The following is a 21736-nucleotide window of genomic DNA, read 5'->3' on the forward strand; positions in this document are numbered from 1 at the left end:
ACGTTCCAACTTCGGCACCGTGCCGGAGGGGAGAGAGGCATCACTGATGGAGACCTGGCCGGGAGCGGCATACCCGCTCGGCGCGACCTTCGACGGCAGCGGCACCAACTTCGCACTGTTCAGTGAAGCCGCCGACCGAGTCGAGCTCTGCCTCTTCGACGAGGCACCTGACGGCACCCGCACCGAGACGCGGGTGGAGGTCCGGGAGGTGGATGCCCACGTGTGGCACTGCTACCTGCCCCAGATCCAGCCCGGGCAGCGCTACGGCTACCGCGTGCACGGCCCCTGGGACCCCTCGCGCGGGCTGCGCTGCAACCCCAACAAGCTGCTCCTCGACCCCTACGCCAAGGCGACCAGCGGCGAGATCGACTGGGACCAGTCGCTGTTCGGGTACAACTTCGGCGACCCCTCCTCGCGCAACGACGACGACTCCGCGCAGCACATGACCCTCGGCGTCGTGATCAACCCGTTCTTCGACTGGGAGGGCGACCGCCTGCTCGGCATCCCCTACAACGAGAGCGTCATCTACGAGGCGCACGTCAAGGGGCTCACCCAGCTCCACCCGGACATCCCCGAGGAGATCCGCGGCACCTACGCCGGGCTCGCCCACCCGGCTGTCACCGAGCACCTGACCAAGCTCGGGGTGACCGCGCTCGAGCTGATGCCGGTCCACCAGTTCGTGCAGGACAACACGCTGCTGGAGAAGGGCCTGCGCAACTACTGGGGCTACAACACCCTGGGCTTCTTCGCCCCGCACGCCGACTACGCCGCCACCGCGCGCAGCCAGCAGGGCCAGGGCCAGCAGGTCCAGGAGTTCAAGGCGATGGTCAAGGCGATGCACGCGGCCGGCATCGAGGTCATCCTCGACGTGGTCTACAACCACACCGCCGAGGGCAACCACCTCGGGCCCACGCTGAGCTTCAAGGGCATCGACAACCCGGCCTACTACCGCCTCGTCGAGAACGACGAGCAGTACTACATGGACTACACCGGCACCGGCAACTCCCTCAACGTGCGCCACCCGCACTCGCTGCAGCTGCTGATGGACTCGCTGCGCTACTGGGTCACCGAGATGCACGTGGACGGCTTCCGCTTCGACCTCGCCTCCACGCTGGCGCGCGAGTTCTACGACGTGGACCGGCTGGCGACCTTCTTCGAGCTCGTCCAGCAGGACCCGGTGGTCAGCCAGGTCAAGCTGATCGCCGAGCCCTGGGACGTCGGCCCGGGCGGATACCAGGTGGGCGGGTTCCCGCCCCAGTGGACCGAGTGGAACGGCGCCTACCGCGACACCGTGCGCGACTTCTGGCGCGGCGAGCCCTCGCTCGGCGAGTTCGCCAGCCGGATCGCCGGCTCCTCGGACCTCTACGAGCACTCCGGGCGCCGGCCGGTGGCGAGCATCAACTTCGTCACCGCACACGACGGCTTCACGCTGCGCGACCTGGTCTCCTACAACGAGAAGCACAACGAGGCCAACGGCGAGGACAACAACGACGGCGAGAACCACAACCGGTCCTGGAACCACGGCGTCGAGGGACCGACCGACGACCCCGAGATCCAGCTGGCCCGGGCCCGTGAGCAGCGCAACTTCCTGGCCACGCTGCTGCTGAGCCAGGGCGTGCCGATGATCGCGCACGGCGACGAGCTGGGCCGCACCCAGGACGGCAACAACAACACCTACGCCCAGGACTCCGAGCTGAGCTGGGTGCACTGGGACCGCGTCGACCAGCCGCTGGTGGAGTTCACCTCGGCGGTCTCCCGGCTGCGCCACGACCACCCGACGTTCCGCCGCAAGCGCTTCTTCACCGGCGGCACCGTGCGCACCGGTGACGGCGAGCGCCTCAACGACATCGTCTGGCTGCACCTGGACGGGCGCCCGATGGAGGACGGCGACTGGAACGACGGCGCCAAGGCGATCGGGATGTACCTCAACGGCCACGGCATCGCCGGTGCCGACGCGCGCGGCCAGCAGATCATCGACGACCACTTCCTGCTCTACTTCAACGCCGACGGCCCGGCCCAGGTCACCCTGCCCCCCGCGGAGTACGCCGAGATGTGGGAGGTGGTCATCGACACCGGCGGGGTGGCCGACGACCGCGGCCCGTGCGCCGCGGGGAGCATCGTCGACCTGGAGACCCGCAGCATGCTGGTCCTGCGCGAGTACACCGAGCCCGAGGCCGACGTCGACCACTCCGTCGCCGCGTCCGTGGCCGCCCAGGCCGAGACCGCGCGATGAGCGAGACCGAGCCGGTGACCCGGGCCGTTCCCGAGCGGGCGCCGGTGAGCACCTACCGCCTGCAGATCACCGAGGAGTTCGACCTCTACGCGGCCCGCGACCTGCTGGAGTACCTGCACGGTCTCGGCGCCGACTGGGTCTACCTCTCCCCGCTGCTCGCCTCGGAGCCCGGCAGCGACCACGGCTACGACGTGGTGAGCCACGACGACATCGACCCCGCCCGCGGCGGCGCGGCGGGGCTGGCCGCCGTGTCCGAGGAGGCACGTCGCCTCGGCATGGGCGTGCTCGTCGACATCGTCCCCAACCACGTCGGGGTGGCCACGCCGCACCAGGGCGCCTGGTGGTGGGACCTGCTCGCCCGGGGCCGCGACTCGATGCGCGCGAACGCCTTCGACATCGACTGGGCCGCCGGCGACGGACGGATCCGGATCCCGGTGGTCGGCGACGACGACCAGGACGAGCCCGGCGGCCCGATCGCCAACCTGGCCGTCGTCGGCGGCGAGCTGCGCTACCACGACAAGCGGTTCCCGATCGCCCCCGGCTCCGACGACGAGTCGCTGCCCGGCGGCCTGGACCCCAACGCCGTGCACGACCGCCAGCACTACGAGCTGGTGAGCTGGCGGATGGCCGACGACGAGCTCAACTACCGCCGGTTCTTCGCCGTCAACGAGCTCGCCGGCGTGCGGGTCGAGGACCGCGACGTCTTCGAGGAGTCGCACGTCGAGATCCGGCGCTGGTTCGACGAGGGCCTGGTCGACGGCCTGCGCGTCGACCACCCCGACGGGCTGCGCCACCCGGGCGGCTACCTGCGCGACCTCGCCGGACTGACCGGCAACGCCTACGTGCTGGTCGAGAAGATCCTGGAGCCGGGCGAGAGCCTGCTCACCGAGTGGGACACCGCCGGCACCACCGGCTACGACGCGTTGGCGCTGATCGACCGCATCCTCACCGACCCCTCCGGCGAGGGCCCGCTGGACGCGCTCGAGACGCGGTTGCGCGGGGAGCCGGTCGACTGGCACCGGATGATCCACGACACCAAGCGCGCGGTCGCGGACGGCATCCTGAACTCCGAGGTGCGCCGGATCACCCGCGAGATCGAGCAGGTGCTCGAGGCCACCGCGGGCGCCGATCCGGCCGCGCCGAGCCCCGGCACCGAGGAGATCGTGGACGCGGTGGCCGAGCTGCTCGCCTGCTTCCCGGTCTACCGCTCCTACCTGCCCGAGGGCCTCGAGCACTTCGAGGAGGCGCTCGCCCTGGCCCGCCGGCACCGCCCGGACCTCGAGCCGGTGCTGGACGTGCTGGCCCCGGTGCTCACCGACGCCCAGAACCGGCCCGCCCTGCGCTTCCAGCAGACCAGCGGGATGGTGATGGCCAAGGGGGTCGAGGACTGCGCCTTCTACCGCTGGTCGCGGCTCACCTCGCTCAACGAGGTCGGCGGCGACCCCAGCGTCTTCGCGGTGGCGCCGGACGTCTTCCACGAGGCGATGGCCGAGCGACAGGCCACCTGGCCGATGGCGATGACGGCGCTCTCGACGCACGACACCAAGCGCGGCGAGGACGTCCGGTCGCGGATCAGCACCATCGCGGAGCTCCCCGAAGAGTGGGACGCGACGCTTACCCGGCTGCTCGAGCTGGCGCCGATGCCGGACGCGGGCTTCGCCAACCTGCTCTGGCAGGCCGTGGTGGGGTCCTGGCCGGCGAGCCGCGACCGGTTGCACGCCTACGCCGAGAAGGCGATGCGCGAGGCCGGCGACCACACCACCTGGACCGAGCCCGACGAGGCCTACGAGGCCGCCGTGCACGCGGGAGTCGACGCCGCCTTCGACGACGCGAAGGTCCGTCGCACGATCGAGGAGTTCGTGCACCGCGTCGCCGCCCCGGGCTGGGTGAACGCGCTGTCGGCCAAGATGCTCGCGCTCACCATGCCTGGCGTCCCGGACGTCTACCAGGGCAGCGAGCTGTGGGAGCAGAGCCTGGTGGACCCCGACAACCGCCGCCCGGTGGACTTCGAGCAGCGCAAGCACGTGCTCGCCCAGGTGCGCAGCGGCGTGCGGCCGCCGATGCCGACCGGGCCCGACGACCCGGGCGACGCCAAGCTGCTGGTCACCAAGGTGGCGCTGACGCTGCGTCGCGACTGTCCCGACCTGTTCGCCGGCTACGCCCCGCTCTCCGCCCAGGGCCCGGCCGCCGATCACGCGGTCGCCTTCGACCGGGGCGGCGCCATCACCGTCGCCACCCGCCTGCCGGTCGGGCTGGCCGCCCGCGGGGGCTGGGACGACACCCGGCTCCCCCTGCCCCCGGGCACCTGGGTCGACGCCGTCACCGGCCGGGCCGTGACCCGCGACGTACGCCTCGCCGAGGTGCTGTCCACCTACCCCGTCGCACTGCTGGTGCGTGAGAAGGATGCCTGAGATGAGCGCACCCACGACCCGGACCCGTCGCAGCGGGACCGTCTTCGACGTCTGGGCGCCGATCCCCGAGCGGATCGCGCTCAGCGTGGGCGACCGGGTGGTGCCGATGACCTGCGGCCCCGACCACTGGTGGACGCCCGCCGAGGACGTCAGCGAGTACGCCGGGTCCGGGGTCGACTACGGCTACCTCCTCGACGACCGCGAGACCCCGCTGCCCGACCCGCGATCGCGGCGCCAGCCCCACGGCGTACACGCCCGGTCGCAGACCTACGACCCGTCGTCGTACGCCTGGGGCGACGGCGCCTGGACGGGCCGTCAGCTGGCCGGTGCGGTGATCTACGAGCTGCACGTGGGGACGTTCACTCCCGAGGGGACGCTGGACGCCGCGCTCTCCCGGCTCGACCACCTGCGCTCGATCGGCGTCGACTTCGTCGAGCTGATGCCGGTCAACGGGTTCAACGGCACCCACAACTGGGGCTACGACGGCGTGCTGTGGTCGACGGTGCACGAGGGGTACGGCGGCCCCGAGGCCTACCAGCGCTTCGTCGACGCCTGCCACCGTGCCGGGCTGGGCGTGGTGCAGGACGTCGTCTACAACCACCTCGGGCCCTCGGGCAACTACCTGCCGGAGTTCGGGCCGTACCTCAAGCACGAGGACGCCAACACCTGGGGCTCGATGGTGAACCTCGACGCCGACGGCAGCCACGAGGTGCGCCGGCTGATCCTCGACAACGCGCTGATGTGGCTCGACGACTACCACGTCGACGCGCTGCGGCTCGACGCCGTGCACGCGCTCTCGGACAGCTCGCCGACCCACCTGCTGGAGGAGATGGCGATCGAGGTGGCCGCGCTGTCGGCGTACCGCAACCGGCCGATGACGCTGATCGCGGAGTCCGACCTCAACGACACCCTGCTGGTGCGCCCCCGCGAGGCCGGCGGCTACGGGCTCGACGCGCAGTGGAGCGACGACTTCCACCACGCCGTGCACGTCGCGCTGAGCGGGGAGACCGAGGGCTACTACGCCGACTTCGAGCCCCTCACCGCGCTCGCGAAGGTGTGCGAGAAGGGGTTCTTCCACGACGGCACGTTCTCCTCGTTCCGCGGCCGCGACCACGGGGCCCCGGTGGACACCGCGCACATGCCCACCTGGCGTCTGGTGGTGTGCAACCAGAACCACGACCAGGTCGGCAACCGGGCCCGCGGCGACCGGCTCTCCGACCCCACCCCCGGCCACCTCGACGACGGCCAGTTGGCCTGCGCCGCGCTGCTCACCCTGGCCGGGCCCTTCACGCCGATGCTGTTCCAGGGTGAGGAGTGGGCGGCCTCCACGCCGTTCCAGTTCTTCACCTCGCACCCCGAGCCCGAGCTGGGCAAGGCGACCGCCGAGGGGCGCATCCACGAGTTCGAACGGATGGGCTGGGACCCTGCCGTCGTCCCCGACCCCCAGGACCCGGGCACCTTCGAGCGCTCCAAGCTCGACTGGTCCGAGCTCGAGGGCGGGCGCCACGCCCGGATCCTCGACGTCTACCGGCGACTGGCCGCCGTACGGCGCGCCCGCCCGGAGCTGACCGACCCGTCGTTCGGCTCGGTGAGCTGCACGGTGGACGAGGAGAGCCGGGTCTTCACGATGCAGCGCGGGGACGTGCTGATGGTGGTCAACTTCGGCTCGTCGCCGGCGACGGTGGCGCCCGACGGTCCGCACAGCCTGCTCTTCTCGACCGAGGAAACGGTCGCCCTGGACGGCGAGGTGCTCAAGGTGCCGAGCCATCAGGGGGCGCTGGTCGCGGTCGTCTGAGGCCGGCCCCGGGCGGGTGGCTAGCGCACCCGGCGGTAGCGCGCGGCCGGGTGCTCGTCACGGGCCGCCGGCTTCCCGCCCCGGTGAGCGCGGCGACGGGCCGGCGACAGCGGCCGCCTGGGCGAGCAGAAGATGGTGGTGGGTGGGCGCAGCGAGCGCAGGCGAGCGGCTCGGGAACCACCTCGGATGAGTTCTCCACAGCCCGCGTGTCGGGGCGGTTTCTGGGGGCAGGACTGTCGGTGGCGCCTGCTTGAGTGGATCCATGACCCGGACCGCGACTCCCGACACCGCTCGTGCGGTGCTGGCTGCCGCGCGGGTACGACGCACGACCGCGGACCGCGCGGAAGCCGAGCAGCTCCAACTCGCGGTGGACTGGGCGGCGATGCACTCGGTGGAGTCCCTGGAAGCGGCCGCGGTCATCCACGGGCCGTACGGCGACCACGGGATCCCGGTCGCCGGACCTGGAGCGCCGTTGGTGGCGGAGTTCGCGGTCACCGAGTTCGCCCTCGCCATCGGGATGTCCACCGAGGCCGGACGGCGGTATGTGGGGCAGGCCCTGGAGCTGCGCCACCGGTTGCCAAGGGTCTGGGCGCGGGTCGTCAGCGGTGATCTCGTGGCGTGGAAGGCCCGGCGCATCGCGGACGCGACGATGAGCCTCGTCCCGGCGGGTGCGGGGTTCGTGGACACCCACGTCGCCGCAGTGGCGCACAAGATCGGCCTCGCCGCCCTGGACCGGCTCATCGAAGAGGCGCGGGTCCGGTTCCAGCCCGAGGAGGCTGAGGCGCGGCGCCGCGCGGCTGCGGACGGGCGGTGCTTCGACATCGACACCGACCAGGTCTCCTACGACGGCACCATGACCGTGCGCGGCGAGCTCGACCTCGCCGACGCGTTGGACCTCGACGCCGCCGTCGCGGCCGGGGCCGCGCAGCAGCAGGCGCTCGGATCGGTGGACCCGCTCGGGGTGCGGCGGCGAAGGCCGCCGGGGAGGTCGCGCGGCGTCAGCTTGCCCTCGACCTGAGCTCTGGCGAGGGGTCGGGCACCGGTCAGTGCGGTGGATCCGACGCACCAGGTGCTTCCGATCAACCGCACACTGCCGCACACGGCGACACCGGCAAGGCCCGGCGACCGCGTCAGGTGGTGCTCTACGTCCACCTCTCCCACGACGCGCTCCGCGCCCGAGGCCTCGACGACACCGGCGCCCACCCCGACTGCGGCGCCGACACCGACGCCCCCCGCGCCGTACACCTGGCGCGGGTGGAAAACACCGCCTCCTTCGTCTCGGTCGACCAGGTCCGCGACTGGTGCGCCACCCCCGACACCCAGGTGATCGTGAAGCCGGTGATCGACCTGGAGGACCACGTCCACGTCAACGCCTACGAGACCCCCGACCGGCTCGTGGAACGCCTGGCACTCATCGAGCACACCTGCGTCTTCCCCTGGTGCACCCGACCCGCCCGACGACTCACCCCCGACGGCCATCGCGCCGACTGCGACCACATCCGCGAGCACGCCACCAGCGGCACCACCTGCTCATGCAACCTCGCCCCGCTGTGCCGACGACATCACCGCCACAAGACCCACAGCCCCTGGACCTACACGCACCTCGACCCGGGCACCTACCTGTGGACCAGCCCCCAGGGCTACCAGTACCTGCGCGACCACACCGGCACCCTCGACGTCTCCCGAGACCGCCGACGCGACAATCCGCACCCCATCCCGGCCGCGTCGGACCTGCCTCCACCCGACCGGTAGTTGCCCCGCCCCACACCCCGCCCAGGCACCACCCGGCGGGGCCAGCGGCACGTCCGGGGCACACAGCCCCCGCCAACCCCCGCCAACCCGCGGCACGTCTGGCCCCTGCCCGACGGACCCCACCCACCAAACCCACCACCCCAGGGCACCCCACCGCGATGGCATGCCACCCCGGTTCGGCGGGTACCAGCGCCCACCATCGACCGGCCCAGGAGGTTCGCCATGACCGACCGTCCCGACCGTTCGACGCGGAGGCTCACCCGCTTCCTGGGCCTCGCGAGCATCGGACTCGGCGTACCGATGCTCACCTCCACGGACACGATGGCGCGCTTGGTCGGCATCGACGACTCCCGGACCGCGCCCGAGGTGATGCGGATGGTCGGCTACCGCGAGCTGACCCACGCCGCCGCGCTGCTGCTCGGTCCCCCCGGCATGGTGTGGACCCGGGTGGCGGGCGACGCCCTCGACCTCGCCGTCCTCGGCCACGCCGCCTCCGCGCGCACCGGCGCCCGACGTACGCGCGTGCTGGTCGCCACGTCGGCGGTCGCCGGGATCGCCGCCCTGGACCTGTACGCCGCCCGCCGGGCCACGCGCAGCCGCCGCCAGCACGGCCCGGGCCGCCCGGGCCCGCTCTCGGTGAAGGCCACGGTCACCGTGAACCGGCCGATCGAGGAGGTCTACGCCTATTGGCGCGACCTGGAGAACCTGCCGACCTTCATGCGTCACCTGCTCGAAGTCCAGGTCGACGGTGACGGCCGCAGGTCGCACTGGGTGGCGGCCGCCCCGATCAAGAAGTCCGTCAGCTGGGACGCCGAGATCACCAGCGAGGAGCCGCCCCGCCGGATCGCGTGGAAGTCGCTGAAGAAGGCCGACATCGACAACTCCGGCACCGTCCACTTCGCGCCCGCGCCCGGCGACCGCGGCACCGAGGTGCGCGTGCAGCTGCACTACGACGTCCCCGGCGGCGCCGTCGGCAGGATGGTGGCCAAGCTCCTCGGCGAGGAGCCCGAGCAGCAGGTCCGCGACGACCTGCGCCGTCTCAAGCAGGTCCTGGAGACCGGCGACGTGGTCCGCTCCGACGGACTCCCGCACGGCACCGACGCCCGCCACCAGGTCGGCCAGCGACCGGCCCAGCCTCTCAAGAACCCCTCGACCTGCTGCGCGACGGAGGCTCACCGATGAAGGCAGTCACCTGGACAGCACCCGCCCGCGTCGACGTGCGCGAGGTGCCCGACCCGCAGATCCTCAGCGACCGCGACGCGATCGTACGAGTGACCTCGACCGCCATCTGCGGTTCCGACCTGCACCTCTACGACGGCTACATCCCCACGGTGGAGCCCGGCGACATCCTGGGCCACGAGTTCATGGGCGAGGTCGTCGAGGTCGGCCGCGGCATCACCAACCTGCGCCCGGGCCACCGCGTGGTGGTGCCGTTCCCGATCGCCTGCGGCGCCTGTGCCCCGTGCCGGCGCGGGATGACCTCGATCTGCGAGAACTCCAACCCCAACGCCGGGATGGCCGAGAAGATGCTCGGCCACTCCCCCTCGGGGATCTTCGGCTACTCCCACATGCTCGGCGGCTACGCGGGCGGCCAGGCCGAGTACGTGCGGGTGCCGTTCGCCGACGTCGGCCCGATCCGGATCGACGACGACCTGACCGACGAGCAGGTCCTGTTCCTCAGCGACATCCTGCCCACCGGCTACATGGGCGCCGAGCTGTGCGGCATCCAACCCGGCGACGTGGTGGCGGTGTGGGGCGCCGGCCCGGTCGGCCAGTTCGCGACCATGAGCGCCTACCTGCTCGGGGCGTCGAAGGTGATCACCATCGACCGGATCCCCGAGCGGCTGCGCCTCGCCGCGGAGCGGACCGGGGCCCACCCGCTGAACTACGAGGAGACCTCCGTCCTGGAGGAGCTGCGCGAGCTGACCGGCGGCCGCGGCCCCGACCACTGCATCGAGGCGGTCGGCATGGAGGCCCACACCGACCTCACCGCCGTGCACGTCTACGACAAGGCCAAGCAGCTCACCAAGACCCAGACCGAGCGTCCGCAGGCGCTGCGCGAGGCGATCCTGGCCTGCGCCAACGGCGGGACCGTTTCGGTGATGGGCGTCTACGGCGGCTTCATGGACAAGTTCCCGATCGGCTCGGTCATGAACCGCTCGCTCACCTTGAAGACCGGCCAGTGCCACGTGCACCGCTACCTCGAGCCGCTGCTCGGCCACATCCGCGAGGGCCGGATCGACCCGACGTACATCATCAGCCACCACATGCCGCTCGCCGAGGCGCCGAGGGCCTACGACATGTTCAAGCACAAGCGCGACGACTGCACCAAGATCGTGCTGCACCCCTGAGCCAGCGAAAGCACGCGAGCGGCTCAGCCCGTCGGGGCTGAGCCGCTCGCGTCGGTCGTGGGAGCTGGTGGGGTCCTCAGCCGCCCATGTTGGCCAGGTCGACGACCTGGTCGTCCGCGGGGGCCTCGACGTCGATGGGCTCGTCGAACTCCGAGAAGGTGAACTCGCCCGGCTCGTCGCCGCCGGTCACCTCCATCTTGAGGATGTAGTGCTTGTTCTCCTCGCTGCCGACCCAGACGGTGGTGGTCTCGCCGTCCTCCTCGGACTTGATCTCCACCGCGGGGGTGCCGTCGACGTCGGTCTCGCCGACGACCTCGCCCTTGTCGTCGGCGGAGTCGGACTCCTCGCCGTCCTCGAGGTTGTCCAGGAACGCGTCGAGGTCACAGACCTCGGTGAACCCGCCGTCGGGGACCTTCGCCCACTTGTCGCCGATCATCTGGACGATGGCGGCGGCCTGCTCGTCGTTGCCCCCGCCCATGCTCAGCGACCAGAACTCCTTGGTCCCCTTCAGGTAGGAGTCCGTCCCGACGCCGATGATCTCGGCCTCGGCACCGTCCATCGCGATCGTGCCCGAGCAGTCCCCGTCGGTGTTGAGCTGGAGGTCCAGCGACATCTCGCCACCGTCGTTGGTGATGTCGCCGGCCATCCGTACCGACTCGAGCGCGCCCATGTCCTTCAGCGCGGCCTTCTGGATCTCGTCGACCGACTTGTCGGCGAAGCCGTCGGCCGAGGACTCGCCCGACGTGCCCTTGCCGCCGTCGTCGTCGCCACCGCAGCCCGCGGTCGCGGTCAGCATCACGGCTCCAGCCACGGCTGCGGCGAGCCTGGTGCGCCTGTTGTACGTCACGTCATTCCTCCTGGGTCGGTCCACTCATGAGATCACAGGTGCCCGCAGGGCCGTCCAGGGTGCCGGCCGCGCCATCGCCGTCGCCGTCGTGCACATGAGGTGACCCCCGTTGGGCAACAGGTAGGCCATGGCCGACTCAGCGAAGCGCGTCCTGCTCACGGGAGCGTCCGGGTTCATCGGGCGCCGCCTGGCCCCCGCCCTGACCGCTCAGGGCTACGACGTCCGCGCGATGACGCGCCGCCCGGAGGCCTACGCCGGGGCCGGCACCGCCGTGTACGGCGACGTCGACGACCCTGCCACGCTGGCGGAGGCGCTCGCCGACGCCGACCTCGCCTTCTACCTGGTGCACTCGCTGGACTCCCCCGACTTCGAGGAGCGCGACGCCGCCGCCGCGCGGGCCTTCGGCGAGGCGGCGAGCGCGTACGGCGTGCGCCAGATCGTCTACCTCGGCGGCCTCGGCGACGAGGACCAGGCCCTCTCCGCGCACCTGCGCTCGCGGCGCGTGGTGGAGCAGCTGCTCGGCGAGGCCGGCGTCCCGGTGACCGTGCTGCGGGCGGCGATCATCGTCGGTCACGGCGGCATCTCCTGGGAGATCACCCGCCAGCTGGTGAAGAACCTGCCCGCGATGGTCGTGCCGCGCTGGGCCCGGACCCGCACCCAGCCGATCGCCCTCGACGACGTGGTGCGCTACCTGATCGGCGTGCTCGACAACCCCGACGCGCTGGACCGGGTCTTCGAGATCGGCGGCGACGAGCAGATGTCGTACCTCGAGATGCTCCGCGTGGCCGCCCGCGCCGAGAGGGGCACCTCGGTGCCGATCGTGCCGGTCCCGGTGCTCACCCCCCGGCTCTCGTCGTACTGGCTGGCGCTGGTCACCGACGTCGACGTCACCACCGGGCGCAACCTGATCGACTCGATGGACACCGAGGTGATCGTGCACGACCCCTCGATCCGCGACGTCGTGCCCGGGCCCACCCAGTCCTACGCCGAGGCGGTACGACGGGCGCTCGCCGACCGCCGCGCCGAGGCCACCGGGCGCGACGTCGCCCAGGAGGCGGCCACCCGCGGCGGGGAGGATCAGGGGAAGAGCAGCGGCAGCGCGTAGAGCATGCTGACCGACCACGTCACGTGGGTGATCATCGGCGCCAGCACCCCTCCGGTCCGCTCCCGCTGCCAGCCGGCCACGGCGCCGAGCAGCACCGCCGCGAAGGCGAGCATGACGTTGCCGGTCAGCAGCGTGACCACCGAGTAGACGACGGTGGTCACCAGCACCCGGTGCCGGGGCACCGCGTCGTAGACCGCACCGCGGAAGAACAGCTCCTCGGCCAGGCCGCTGAGCAGCGTGATCACCAGCAGCACCGTCAGCGAGCCCTGCTCGGCGTGCTCGACGACGTCGCCGACCGCGTCGCTGAGGAAGTCGACCTCGCGCACCACGAGCGCGCCCAGCACGAACAGCACGACCAGGCCGAGCCCGGTCAGCAGCGGCAGCACCACCGGCCGGCGCCCGGAGGGCTCGTTGCCCATCCTGCCCAGATGCACCGGCCCGGCGGCGAACGAGCCCACCGTCCAGAGCACCGCGAGGGCCAGCGTGGACGGGTAGAACCACCAGTCCCCGGGCTCGAGCCGCAGGGAGAACGCCAGCAGAGCCGCTCCCATCGAGATGAAGACGACCGTGGTCACCCGCTGCCGGCTGAGCATGCCGCGAGTTTAGGGGCACGCATACATCGGTGCCCCGAGGGAAGAACCTCCGCGGACGGTCATGAGCCGTCGCTGAACAAGGAGCGCAGATGACCGAGTTGAACACCGAGAACGAGCACGTCTCCGCGGCCTTCCGGGCCGACGGAAGCGTCGAGGTGCAGGCGCGCGGCGCCCAGCACGTCTTCGCCAACACCCCCGGGCTGGCCGACGCCCGGGACAAGGCGCTCAACTTCCTGTGGGACCTGGCCGGAAGCCCCGACTCCGCCCAGCCGTTCCGCGTGCGCACCACCGGCCCCGACGGTCTGCCCACCTCCCTGGTGGTGACCCCCGACGGCTGGTACTACGACGAGCGGACCCCGGACACGAACTGGCCCGTTCCCCGGCTGAGCCAGACCCCGCCGGAGCCGGTGCCCGACCCGCTCGGCGACCCGCTCACCGACCCGCTGGGAGACCCCGCCCCGACGCCGCCGACCGAGCGGCCCGCGGCACCCGAGCGGGCACCCGAGCCGGTGCCCCAGCCCGCATCACAGCCTGCCCCGCAGCCCGCCCCGCAGCCCGCGCCCCCGCCGAACCCGCAGCCCGTCCAGCCCGCGCAGCACGCAGCCCCACAGGCCGCCCAGGAAGCCGTCCCGCTGGCCGTCCAGGAGCCCGGCCAGCGGCGCGCCGAGCTGCCGGCAGCGGGGTCCGTGGGGAGCGTGCACCGCTCCACCCGGCCGTCGTTCATCACCGCCGGACCGGCCGTCCAGCCGGCGGCCCAGGGCTGGCGCGGCGCCCTGAACCGGGTGGGCATGCGACTCGAGCCGGGCCCCAAGGAGCAGGCCTTCCGCGACGACGTCGCCGCGGTCTCCCAGCACTGGCCCGGCCCGCGGGTGATCGCGGTGGCCAACGGCAAGGGGTCGGCCAACAAGACGCCCACCACCGTGATGCTCTCCGCCGTCTTCGCCCGCTACGGCGGCGCGGGCGTGCTGGCCTGGGACAACAACGAGACGCGCGGGTCGCTGGCCTGGCGCACCCAGCGCGCCAACCACGAGGCGACCGTCCTGGACCTGCTGCCCCGGGTCGACGACCTGCTCTCCACGACGGCCCAGTCGGCGGAGATGAGCTACTTCACCCACCACCAGCCCGACGACAAGTACGACGTGCTCTGGTCGGACCAGTCGGTGGCCGGGGACCACGTGGTCTCCGCCCAGGACGTCGACGACATCTACCGGGTGGCCTCGCGCTACTACCGGCTGGTGGTGATGGACTCGGGCAACAGCGAGCGGGCGCCCAACTGGCGCACGATGATGAAGCACGCCGACACCCTGGTCGTCCCGTGCACCAACGTGGAGGACACCCCCGAGGCCGGAGCGCTGATGCTCGAGGCGCTGGCGAGCCGCGACGACCACTGCCGTCGGCTGGCGCAGAACGCCGTGCTGATCGTCTCCCAGCGCACCCCGGGGCGAGACCCCAACATGGACCGGATCGCCCGTGACTTCGCGCCGCTGGTGCGCGAGGTCGTGCGGATCCCGTTCGACCCCGCGCTGAAGTCGGGCGTGATCCACTTCGGGGCCCTGCGCGCCGAGACCCAGCGCGCCTGGCTGGCTGCGGCCGCAGCCGTCGCCCGCGGCGTCTGAGCCGCCGCAAGCACAGGCACCGCCACGGGTGGCGAGGTGCCGGCGGGGATCAGCCCGCCAGCACCTCGTCCACCCAGGCCGGCACCAACAACCCGGCGGGGCCGTGACGGGCCTCGTCGAAGAGGTGGGTGCCCTCGCTCGGCTCGAGGTTCAGCTCGAGGGTCCGAGCGCCGTACTCGCGCGCGACCCGGACGAAACCGGCTGCCGGGTAGACCGCGCCGGAGGTCCCGATCGAGACGAACAGCTCGGCGTCCGAGAGCGCCTCCTCGATCAGGTCGAGGTCGTAGGGGATCTCGCCGAACCACACGATGTCGGGACGCAGCTCGGAGAGCCCGCAGTCCGGGCACGGCGGGCGGTGGGCGAGGTCCTCGGCCCACCGGTGCCGTCCGTCGCAGGCCAGGCACCGCGCCGAGTGCAGCTCGCCGTGCATGTGCACGACCCGGCGGCTCCCGGCGCGCTCGTGCAGGTCGTCGACGTTCTGGGTCACCACCAGCAGGTCCCCGTCGAGGTGCTGCTCGAGGCGCGCCAGCGCCCGGTGGGCGAGGTTCGGCTCCACCACCTGCAGCGCCTGGCGCCTGGCGTCGTAGAAGCCGTTGACGACCTCGGGCTGGTGCGCGAAGGCCTCCGGCGTCGCGACGTCCTCCACCCGGTGGCCGGCCCAGAGCCCGTCGCCGTCGCGGAAGGTGGGCACGCCGCTCTCGGCGGAGATGCCCGCGCCGGTCAGCACCACGATCCTCACCCCTCGAGGATAGGACCCCTGCTGCGGGCGGTGACGCGCGGCAGCGCTACTGCGCGACCTCGGTGATGTCGAAGCTCACCGTCTCGCCCTTGACGGAGGTGACCTCGGCGTCGACGTCGATCGAGCCGGCCGCGGTCGTGATCGTGCAGCGTTGGGTGGCGCCCTCCTCGGCCTTGAGGTTGTCCTCGCAGGTCACCTTCTCGGCCTCCTGCCCGGTCTCCTCGGTGAAGAGCTCGTCGATCTGCCCCTCGAGGTCGCGCTGCGTGACGGCGCTCTCCGCGCACCCGGCCACCGCGAGGAGCACCAGCGGGACGACCAGGACGCGGCCGGCGCGGGTGTGGGGCGACATGGCCCCATCGTCTCAGTAGTACCAAGGGAACGGCGACCAGTCGGGGTCGCGCTTCTCCAGGAACTGGTCGCGTCCCTCGACGGCCTCGTCGGTCATGTAGGCCAACCGGGTGGTCTCGCCCGCGAAGAGCTGCTGGCCGACGAGCCCGTCGTCGATGAGGTTGAAGGAGTACTTCAGCATCCGCTGGGCGGTGGGCGACTTGCCGTTGATCTTCGCGCCCCACTCCAGCGCCACCTTCTCCAGCTCGGCGTGCGGCACCACCTTGTTGACCGCGCCCATCTGGTGCATGTCCTCGGCGGAGTACTCGTCGCCGAGGAAGAAGATCTCGCGGGCGAACTTCTGGCCCACCTGCCGGGCCAGGTACGCCGAGCCGAAGCCGCCGTCGAAGGAGCCCACGTCGGCGTCGGTCTGCTTGAAGCGCGCATGCTCCGCGCTGGCCAGGGTCAGGTCGCAGACCACGTGCAGGCTGTGCCCGCCGCCGGCCGCCCAGCCGTTGACGACGCAGATGACCACCTTGGGCATGAACCGGATCAGGCGCTGCACCTCGAGGATGTGCAGTCGCCCCAGCCGGGCCTGGTCGGCCGGGGTGCGCGCGTCGTTGACCCCGCCCTCGGTGCCCGCCTCGTACTGGTAGCCCGAGCGGCCGCGGATGCGCTGGTCGCCGCCGGTGCAGAACGCCCACTTGCCGTGCCGCTCGCCGGGCCCGTTGCCGGTCAGCAGCACGCAGCCGACGTCGCTGGAGGTGCGCGCGTGCTCGAGGACGCGCAGCAGCTCGTCGACCGTGTGCGGGCGGAACGCGTTGAGCACGTCCGGCCGGTCGAAGGCCACCCGGACGGTGCCGTGGGCCTTGGCCCGGTGGTAGGTCAGGTCGGTCAGGTCCTCGAAGCCGGGCACGGTGTCCCAGGCCTCGGCGTCGAAGATCTCCGACACCCCGTCGATGGCGCTCATGCGGGCAGGCTACCGACACTGGAACACAGCGCCGTCACGTGGTGTTCTCGACCCATGACCGACAACCCCGAGTACCAGCCCAGCCCGAGCAAGTGGGTCCGCGACCAGGTCGCCGAGTACGAGGCCTCCGGCGGCGCCCGCGCCAACACCGTCGAGGGGGTGCCGATCGTCGTGATCACCTCCCGGGGCGCGAAGTCGGGCGCCCTGCGCAAGAACCCGGTGATGCGCGTGGAGCACGACGGCGTCTATGCCGCGGTCGCCTCCCAGGGCGGCGCGCCCGAGCACCCGGCGTGGTTCCACAACTTCGTCGCCGACCCGCACGTGCTGCTCCAGGACGGCCCGGAGCCGCACGAGTACGTCGCCCGCCGCGTCGAGGGCGAGGAGCGCCGGCTGTGGTGGGACCGCGCCGTCGCCGTGTGGCCGGCGTACGCGGAGTATCAGAAGAAGACCGACCGGCAGATCCCGGTCTTCGTCCTGGAGCGCGGCTGAGGACCCTGCCAGTCAGGACCAATGACTCATCCGGCTGTACGGGGCCCCGGACGACGATGAGAGGACATAAGGAGGTGATCCCCGAGATGACACAGACCACCGAACTCTCCTACCAGGAGTGCCACGAGCTGCTCACCGGCAGCGTCGTGGGCCGGGTCGCGATGAGCACACCTGCGGGCCCGCACATCGTCCCCGTCAACTACGCGGTGATCGACGACTCCATCGTCTTCCGCACGGCCCCGTACAGCGTCGTGGGCACCTACGCCTGGAACAACCTGCTGGCCTTCGAGGTCGACCAGCTCGACTACGAGAACCAGCACGGCTGGAGCGTGGTCGCGACCGGCCGCGGCAGGTTGGTCGACTCGCCGGAGGAGCTGTCCGGCATCACCTCGACCTGGGACCCGCGGCCGTGGGCCGACGGGGCGCGTCCGATGTACGTGCGCCTGCAGTGGGACGCCCTCACCGGGCGTCGGCTGGGAGGCGGCTGGTCGGCCGTGCAGAACATGGCCGTGCGCCGGGTGGTGTAACCCGCGTCCCACCGTGTGAGGCCTCCTGACAGGATGGGCCCATGACGCAGCAGGAGCATGAGGGTATGGGCAGTGACCTGCCGCCCGGCGCCCAGGCACTCCTCGATGCGGTCATCGCGATCAGCACGGACCTCGACATGCACAACGTGCTGCGCCGAATCGTGCAGTCGGCGTGCACCCTGACCGGGGCGCGGTACGGCGCTCTCGGCGTGGTCGGCAGCGACGGCGACCTGTCGGAGTTCATCACCCACGGCGTCGACGACGACACCCACGCCCAGATCGGCGACCTGCCGCACGGGCGGGGCATCCTGGGCCTGCTGATCCACCACCCGGTGCCGATCCGGCTGCAGACGCTGCAGACCCATCCCGACTCGTTCGGCTTCCCGGCCAACCACCCGCCGATGAGCTCGTTCCTCGGCGTCCCGGTGCGCATCCGCGGCGTCGTCTTCGGCAACCTCTACCTCACCGAGAAGGCGGGGGGCGCAGAGTTCAGCGACTCCGACGAGCAGCTGATCCAGGTGCTCGCCAGCGCGGCCGGCTTCGTCATCGAGAACGCCCGCGCCTACGCCCTCAGCGAGCTGCAGCGCACCTGGCTGGAGGCTGCCGCACGCCTCGACGACGCCCTGCAGCCGCCGGTCGACCTCGAGAGCGCGATGCAGCAGATCGCCGTCCAGACCCGATCGGTGGCCCGCGCCACCGCCGTCGGCATCGTGCGCCGCAACGACTCCCTGGGCTGGCAGATCGTCGCCGCGGACGGGCGCAACATCGACCGGCTCCCCGAGATCGTCGAGTCGCTCACCGACCGGCTGCTGGGGGTGGAGAAGCGCTCGGGGCCCGAGGAGGTCCTCCTCCCCGGCGGCGAGCGGGCTCTCGTCGTACCGCTGCACGGCCACCTCTCCGGAGACGCCGTGCTGGTCGCGGTGCTGCCCGGCCCGGTCGACGACCTCGCCCCCAAGCAGACCGACCTGCTCGGCACCTTCGCCGCCCATGCCGCGCTGGCCCTCGACCGGATCCAGGCGATGGCGCAGCGCGAGGAGCTCGCGATCGTCTCGGACCGTGACCGGATCGCCCGCGACCTCCACGACCTGGTGATCCAACGACTCTTCGCCACCGGCCTGCAGTTGCAGGGCGTGATCCCCAAGGCCTCCACCCCCCAGGTCCGCGAGCGCCTGGAGCGGGCGGTGACCGACCTCGACGCGACGATCCGCGACATCCGCACCACGATCTTCGAGCTCCAGAACAGCAACCGCCGCACCCTGCGCACCGAGGTGCTCGGGCTGCTCGAGGAGTACGAGACGGTGCTGCGCTTCCGCCCGGCGCTGCGGACCGCGGGGCCGGTGGACTCCGCGGTCCCCGAGCAGGTCGGCGATCACCTGCTCGCGGTGCTGCGCGAGGCGATCTCCAACATCGCCCGCCACTCCGGCGCCACCTCGGCAACCATCGAGATCGAGGCCAAGCCCGGCGAGGTCGCCCTGATCGTCAGCGACGACGGGGTGGGCGTGGCGCCGGAGCGGGTGGAGAGCGGGCTGCGCAACGCGCGCAACCGCGCCCAGGCGCTGGGCGGGTCGCTCGGCCTAGGCACCCGGATCCCGCACGGCACGGTCCTCACCTGGCGGGTCCCGCTGAAGACGTACTAGTCGGGGGTGCCGGCCGATCTCGGCTGCTCACCCGGGACCACCATCACCGGCATGTGCGCGTAGTGCAGGACGGCTCGCGGGACCGCTCCGAGCGGGAACCCGCCCAGTCGGCTGACGTCGTGGCGTCCCAGCACCAGCAGCTGGGCGTGGCACTCCTCGGCGACGTCGAGCAGCGCGTTCGCGGGGTGCGCGCGCCTGCTCACGGCGCGGACGGCGACGTCCTCGTGAGCCGCCCGGTACGGCGCGACCACGGCCTCGAGCGCCTCGGTGTGGTCGGCCTGCGCCCGCTGGTAGGTCTCGCGGACCAGGTCCGCGTCCCAGGCGAGCACCGAGGGAACCTCCCAGCCGTGCACCACGACGAGCTCGACGCCACGGCGCCGCGCCTCGCTGATGGCGCGTTCGATGGTGTCGGGGTGCAGGTCGTCGGGGGCGACGCCCACCACCACGGCCCCGCCGGTGTGCTGGTCGGGCTCCCACTCGTCGGGGACCACCACCACCGGGACGCTCGAGCGCCCCGCCACCGCGATCGAGGTCGAGCCGACCAGGGCGCGGGCGAAGGTGCCCTTGCCGCGCTTGCCGACGACCAGGAGCTCCTGGCCCTTCGCGCTCTCCAGCAGCACGTGGGCGGCGGGACCGGTGACGACGTCGCGACGCGCCGTGGTGCCCGGCAGCTCGCGACTCACCTCCTGGGCGATGTCGTCGAGCACGCTCCAGGCCGGCTCGTCGTCGGGGATCGCGCCGTACCAGGGCACCGGGAAGCCGGTCGTGTCGAGCACGGCGAGCAGGTCCAGCGGACGGCCGGTGGCGGCGGCCTCGGCTCGCGCCCAGACCACCGCCGCCTTGTTGCGGATCGAGCCGTCGACCCCGACCACCACCGCGGGCAGCTCTGTCGAGTCCTCAGGGGTGTTCGGTGTCGCGCTCATCGGTGCCTCACTTCAGGATGGAGGTGTTCTTCACGACGGGCAGCTCGCCCCAGATGCGGCCGAGTCCCCAGGTCCGGTCCGCGTGGAACAGGGCCAGCACCACCAGTGTGACGGCACTGAGCAGGTGCTCGTCGAGGAAGGGGTGGTTCTCGGGGGGCAGGACGACGCTCCACATCATCACGTAGAGCAGGGCCCCGGCCGCGGCCGCGAAGCGCATGCCGATCCCGAGGGTGAGGGCCAGGCCGATGCCGGCCAGGCCGAGCATGAACAGCCAGTCCGCCCAGGCGGCGCCGGCGATGCTGTTGTAGAACTCCTTGAACGGGCCGTCGGCACCGAACTTGAGGAAGCCCTCGGTGGGGCTTGCGCCGTTGATCCAGGCGGCGTCACCGAAGCGGTCGAGGGTCTCGGCCCCGGTGGCCGGGTCGGTGCTGTAGCCGGTGTGGAAGCCGAGCGCGAACACCTTGTCGACGAAGGCCCACAGGAACGTCAGGCCGAACATGATCCGCAGCGTCGCCAGGACGCGTCGGGCGATCGGCGTACCGGGCTCGAGCTCGGTGTGGGTGGAGCGGTGGGCGGCTTCGGCCTCGGTGGTCGTCGCGGTCCCCTTCTGACTGTGGATGGCGGACATCCGGATCAACTCCTCGTTGAGTGTCTTCACCACCACCATCAACGAGACGCGGATCACGCCGCAGGGCTAAGGGTCGCGTCCCCACGGGCCGAAGGTCCTGGTGCCCGGGCGGCCCAAGGACCCCCCGCCCGGATCAGCGCAGGAGCTTGGCCGCGAGCACGGCCGCCTGGGTGCGCCTCTCCAGTCCCAGCTTGGTGAGCAGGCTGGAGACGTAGTTCTTGACGGTCTTCTCGGCCAGGAAGAGGCGCTCGCCGATCTGGCGGTTGGTCATCCCCTCGGCGATCAGGGCGAGGATCTCCCGCTCGCGGGCGGTCAGCCCCGCGAGCTCGCTGGCCTCGGGCGCCCCGTTGCGGACGCGGTCGAGCACGCGCGCCATCAGGCTGGGGTCGATCAGCGACTGCCCGGCGGCGACCCGACGGATGCTGTCGACCAGGGCGTTGCCGCCGACCTGCTTGAGGACGTAGCCGGAGGCGCCGGCCACGATCGCGGCGAAAAGCGCGTCGTCGTCGTCGTACGACGTCAGGATCAGCGCGCGGATGGTGGGGTCCACCGACCGGATGTCGCGACACACGTCGATCCCGCTGCCGTCGGGCAGCCGGCCGTCGAGGATCGCGACGTCCGGGCGCAGCGCGGGGATCCGGCTGGTGGCCTCCACGGCGAGGCCCGACTCCCCCACCACCTCGATGTCGCCGGAGTCCTCCAGCAGGTCACGCAGGCCCCGGCGCACCACTTCGTGGTCGTCGAGAAGGAAGACACGGATCTTGGGGGTGGGCTCACTCATGCGGGACATTGT

General features: G+C 71.8%; 20 protein-coding genes. 12 read left to right on the top strand and 8 right to left on the bottom strand.

Annotated features, from left to right (window positions below; all coding sequences use genetic code 11):
- The first annotated feature begins 46 nt into the window (after window positions 1-46).
- From glgX to AC6EI4_RS00950, 7 genes are all read left to right on the top strand, one after another.
- Entirely contained in the window at window positions 47-2233 is a 2187-nt protein-coding gene (glgX, locus tag AC6EI4_RS00920; RefSeq protein WP_498450288.1) for a glycogen debranching protein GlgX, read from the top strand.
- Entirely contained in the window at window positions 2230-4644 is a 2415-nt protein-coding gene (gene treY, locus AC6EI4_RS00925) for a malto-oligosyltrehalose synthase (protein WP_498450289.1), read from the top strand. Before glgX ends, treY begins: the two co-directional genes overlap by 4 nt.
- Before the next feature lies 1 nt (window position 4645).
- Window positions 4646-6439: a malto-oligosyltrehalose trehalohydrolase gene (gene treZ / locus AC6EI4_RS00930; RefSeq protein WP_498450290.1), complete on the top strand. Its 1794-nt coding sequence runs from the start codon at window positions 4646-4648 to the stop codon at window positions 6437-6439.
- 262 nt (window positions 6440-6701) lie between these two features.
- The gene (locus AC6EI4_RS00935; RefSeq protein WP_498450291.1) at window positions 6702-7457 is read left to right on the top strand and encodes a DUF222 domain-containing protein; all 756 of its coding nucleotides are present in this window, start codon (window positions 6702-6704) and stop codon (window positions 7455-7457) included.
- Window positions 7458-7576: 119 nt separating this feature from the next.
- The gene (locus tag AC6EI4_RS00940) at window positions 7577-8191 is read left to right on the top strand and encodes a hypothetical protein (RefSeq protein ID WP_498450292.1); all 615 of its coding nucleotides are present in this window, start codon (window positions 7577-7579) and stop codon (window positions 8189-8191) included.
- Between the two features lie 222 nt (window positions 8192-8413).
- On the top strand, window positions 8414-9373 hold the full coding sequence (locus AC6EI4_RS00945) for an SRPBCC family protein (protein WP_498420595.1): 960 nt from the start codon (window positions 8414-8416) through the stop codon (window positions 9371-9373).
- Window positions 9370-10542 carry a zinc-dependent alcohol dehydrogenase gene (locus tag AC6EI4_RS00950; RefSeq protein ID WP_498420594.1) on the top strand — a complete coding sequence of 391 codons (1173 nt, stop codon included), beginning with the start codon at window positions 9370-9372 and terminating at the stop codon, window positions 10540-10542. Before AC6EI4_RS00945 ends, AC6EI4_RS00950 begins: the two co-directional genes overlap by 4 nt.
- 76 nt (window positions 10543-10618) lie before the next feature.
- Here the strand turns inward: AC6EI4_RS00950 and AC6EI4_RS00955 are convergent, their stop codons facing one another.
- On the bottom strand, window positions 10619-11389 hold the full coding sequence (locus tag AC6EI4_RS00955; RefSeq protein ID WP_498420593.1) for a hypothetical protein: 771 nt from the start codon (window positions 11387-11389) through the stop codon (window positions 10619-10621).
- A 127-nt stretch (window positions 11390-11516) separates the two neighbouring features.
- Between AC6EI4_RS00955 and AC6EI4_RS00960 the strand changes: the two genes are divergently transcribed.
- Window positions 11517-12494, top strand: a complete 978-nt coding sequence (locus tag AC6EI4_RS00960) for an NAD(P)H-binding protein (protein WP_498450293.1) — start codon at window positions 11517-11519, stop codon at window positions 12492-12494.
- On the opposite strand, the gene AC6EI4_RS00965 is transcribed toward AC6EI4_RS00960, so the two are convergent.
- Window positions 12467-13087 carry a CPBP family glutamic-type intramembrane protease gene (locus AC6EI4_RS00965; RefSeq protein WP_498420589.1) on the bottom strand — a complete coding sequence of 207 codons (621 nt, stop codon included), beginning with the start codon at window positions 13085-13087 and terminating at the stop codon, window positions 12467-12469. The two genes, AC6EI4_RS00960 and AC6EI4_RS00965, sit on opposite strands and share 28 nt — an antisense overlap.
- Window positions 13088-13176: 89 nt before the next feature.
- Here AC6EI4_RS00965 and AC6EI4_RS00970 point away from each other — a divergent pair, with 89 nt between their 5' ends.
- On the top strand, window positions 13177-14703 hold the full coding sequence (locus tag AC6EI4_RS00970) for a hypothetical protein (protein ID WP_498450294.1): 1527 nt from the start codon (window positions 13177-13179) through the stop codon (window positions 14701-14703).
- Between the two features lie 49 nt (window positions 14704-14752).
- Here AC6EI4_RS00970 and AC6EI4_RS00975 read toward each other — a convergent pair whose 3' ends face one another.
- From AC6EI4_RS00975 to AC6EI4_RS00985, 3 genes are read right to left on the bottom strand one after another with little or no spacing between them, the layout of a single operon-like run.
- Window positions 14753-15442 carry an NAD-dependent deacylase gene (locus AC6EI4_RS00975; protein ID WP_498420585.1) on the bottom strand — a complete coding sequence of 230 codons (690 nt, stop codon included), beginning with the start codon at window positions 15440-15442 and terminating at the stop codon, window positions 14753-14755.
- Between the two features lie 46 nt (window positions 15443-15488).
- On the bottom strand, window positions 15489-15791 hold the full coding sequence (locus AC6EI4_RS00980) for a DUF4333 domain-containing protein (RefSeq protein ID WP_498420584.1): 303 nt from the start codon (window positions 15789-15791) through the stop codon (window positions 15489-15491).
- Between the two features lie 12 nt (window positions 15792-15803).
- Window positions 15804-16739 carry a 1,4-dihydroxy-2-naphthoyl-CoA synthase gene (locus AC6EI4_RS00985; RefSeq protein WP_498450295.1) on the bottom strand — a complete coding sequence of 312 codons (936 nt, stop codon included), beginning with the start codon at window positions 16737-16739 and terminating at the stop codon, window positions 15804-15806.
- 54 nt (window positions 16740-16793) lie between these two features.
- On the opposite strand from AC6EI4_RS00985, the gene AC6EI4_RS00990 reads away from it, so the two are divergent.
- From AC6EI4_RS00990 to AC6EI4_RS01000, 3 genes are all read left to right on the top strand, one after another.
- Entirely contained in the window at window positions 16794-17228 is a 435-nt protein-coding gene (locus tag AC6EI4_RS00990; protein WP_498420580.1) for a nitroreductase family deazaflavin-dependent oxidoreductase, read from the top strand.
- 86 nt (window positions 17229-17314) lie between these two features.
- Window positions 17315-17755 carry a pyridoxamine 5'-phosphate oxidase family protein gene (locus tag AC6EI4_RS00995; protein ID WP_498450296.1) on the top strand — a complete coding sequence of 147 codons (441 nt, stop codon included), beginning with the start codon at window positions 17315-17317 and terminating at the stop codon, window positions 17753-17755.
- A 41-nt stretch (window positions 17756-17796) separates the two neighbouring features.
- Window positions 17797-19392 carry a GAF domain-containing sensor histidine kinase gene (locus AC6EI4_RS01000; RefSeq protein WP_498450297.1) on the top strand — a complete coding sequence of 532 codons (1596 nt, stop codon included), beginning with the start codon at window positions 17797-17799 and terminating at the stop codon, window positions 19390-19392.
- On the opposite strand, the gene AC6EI4_RS01005 is transcribed toward AC6EI4_RS01000, so the two are convergent.
- From AC6EI4_RS01005 to AC6EI4_RS01015, 3 genes are all read right to left on the bottom strand, one after another.
- Window positions 19389-20315 carry a universal stress protein gene (locus AC6EI4_RS01005; RefSeq protein WP_498420576.1) on the bottom strand — a complete coding sequence of 309 codons (927 nt, stop codon included), beginning with the start codon at window positions 20313-20315 and terminating at the stop codon, window positions 19389-19391. The genes AC6EI4_RS01000 and AC6EI4_RS01005 overlap by 4 nt on opposite strands.
- Window positions 20316-20322: 7 nt before the next feature.
- Window positions 20323-21000, bottom strand: a complete 678-nt coding sequence (locus AC6EI4_RS01010; RefSeq protein ID WP_498420574.1) for a hypothetical protein — start codon at window positions 20998-21000, stop codon at window positions 20323-20325.
- A gap of 76 nt (window positions 21001-21076) precedes the next feature.
- Window positions 21077-21724 (bottom strand): response regulator, encoded by a 648-nt coding sequence (locus AC6EI4_RS01015; protein WP_498420572.1) that lies wholly within the window; start codon window positions 21722-21724, stop codon window positions 21077-21079.
- Window positions 21725-21736 lie beyond the last annotated feature (12 nt).

The organism is Nocardioides sp. Z43_10 (assembly GCF_059766615.1).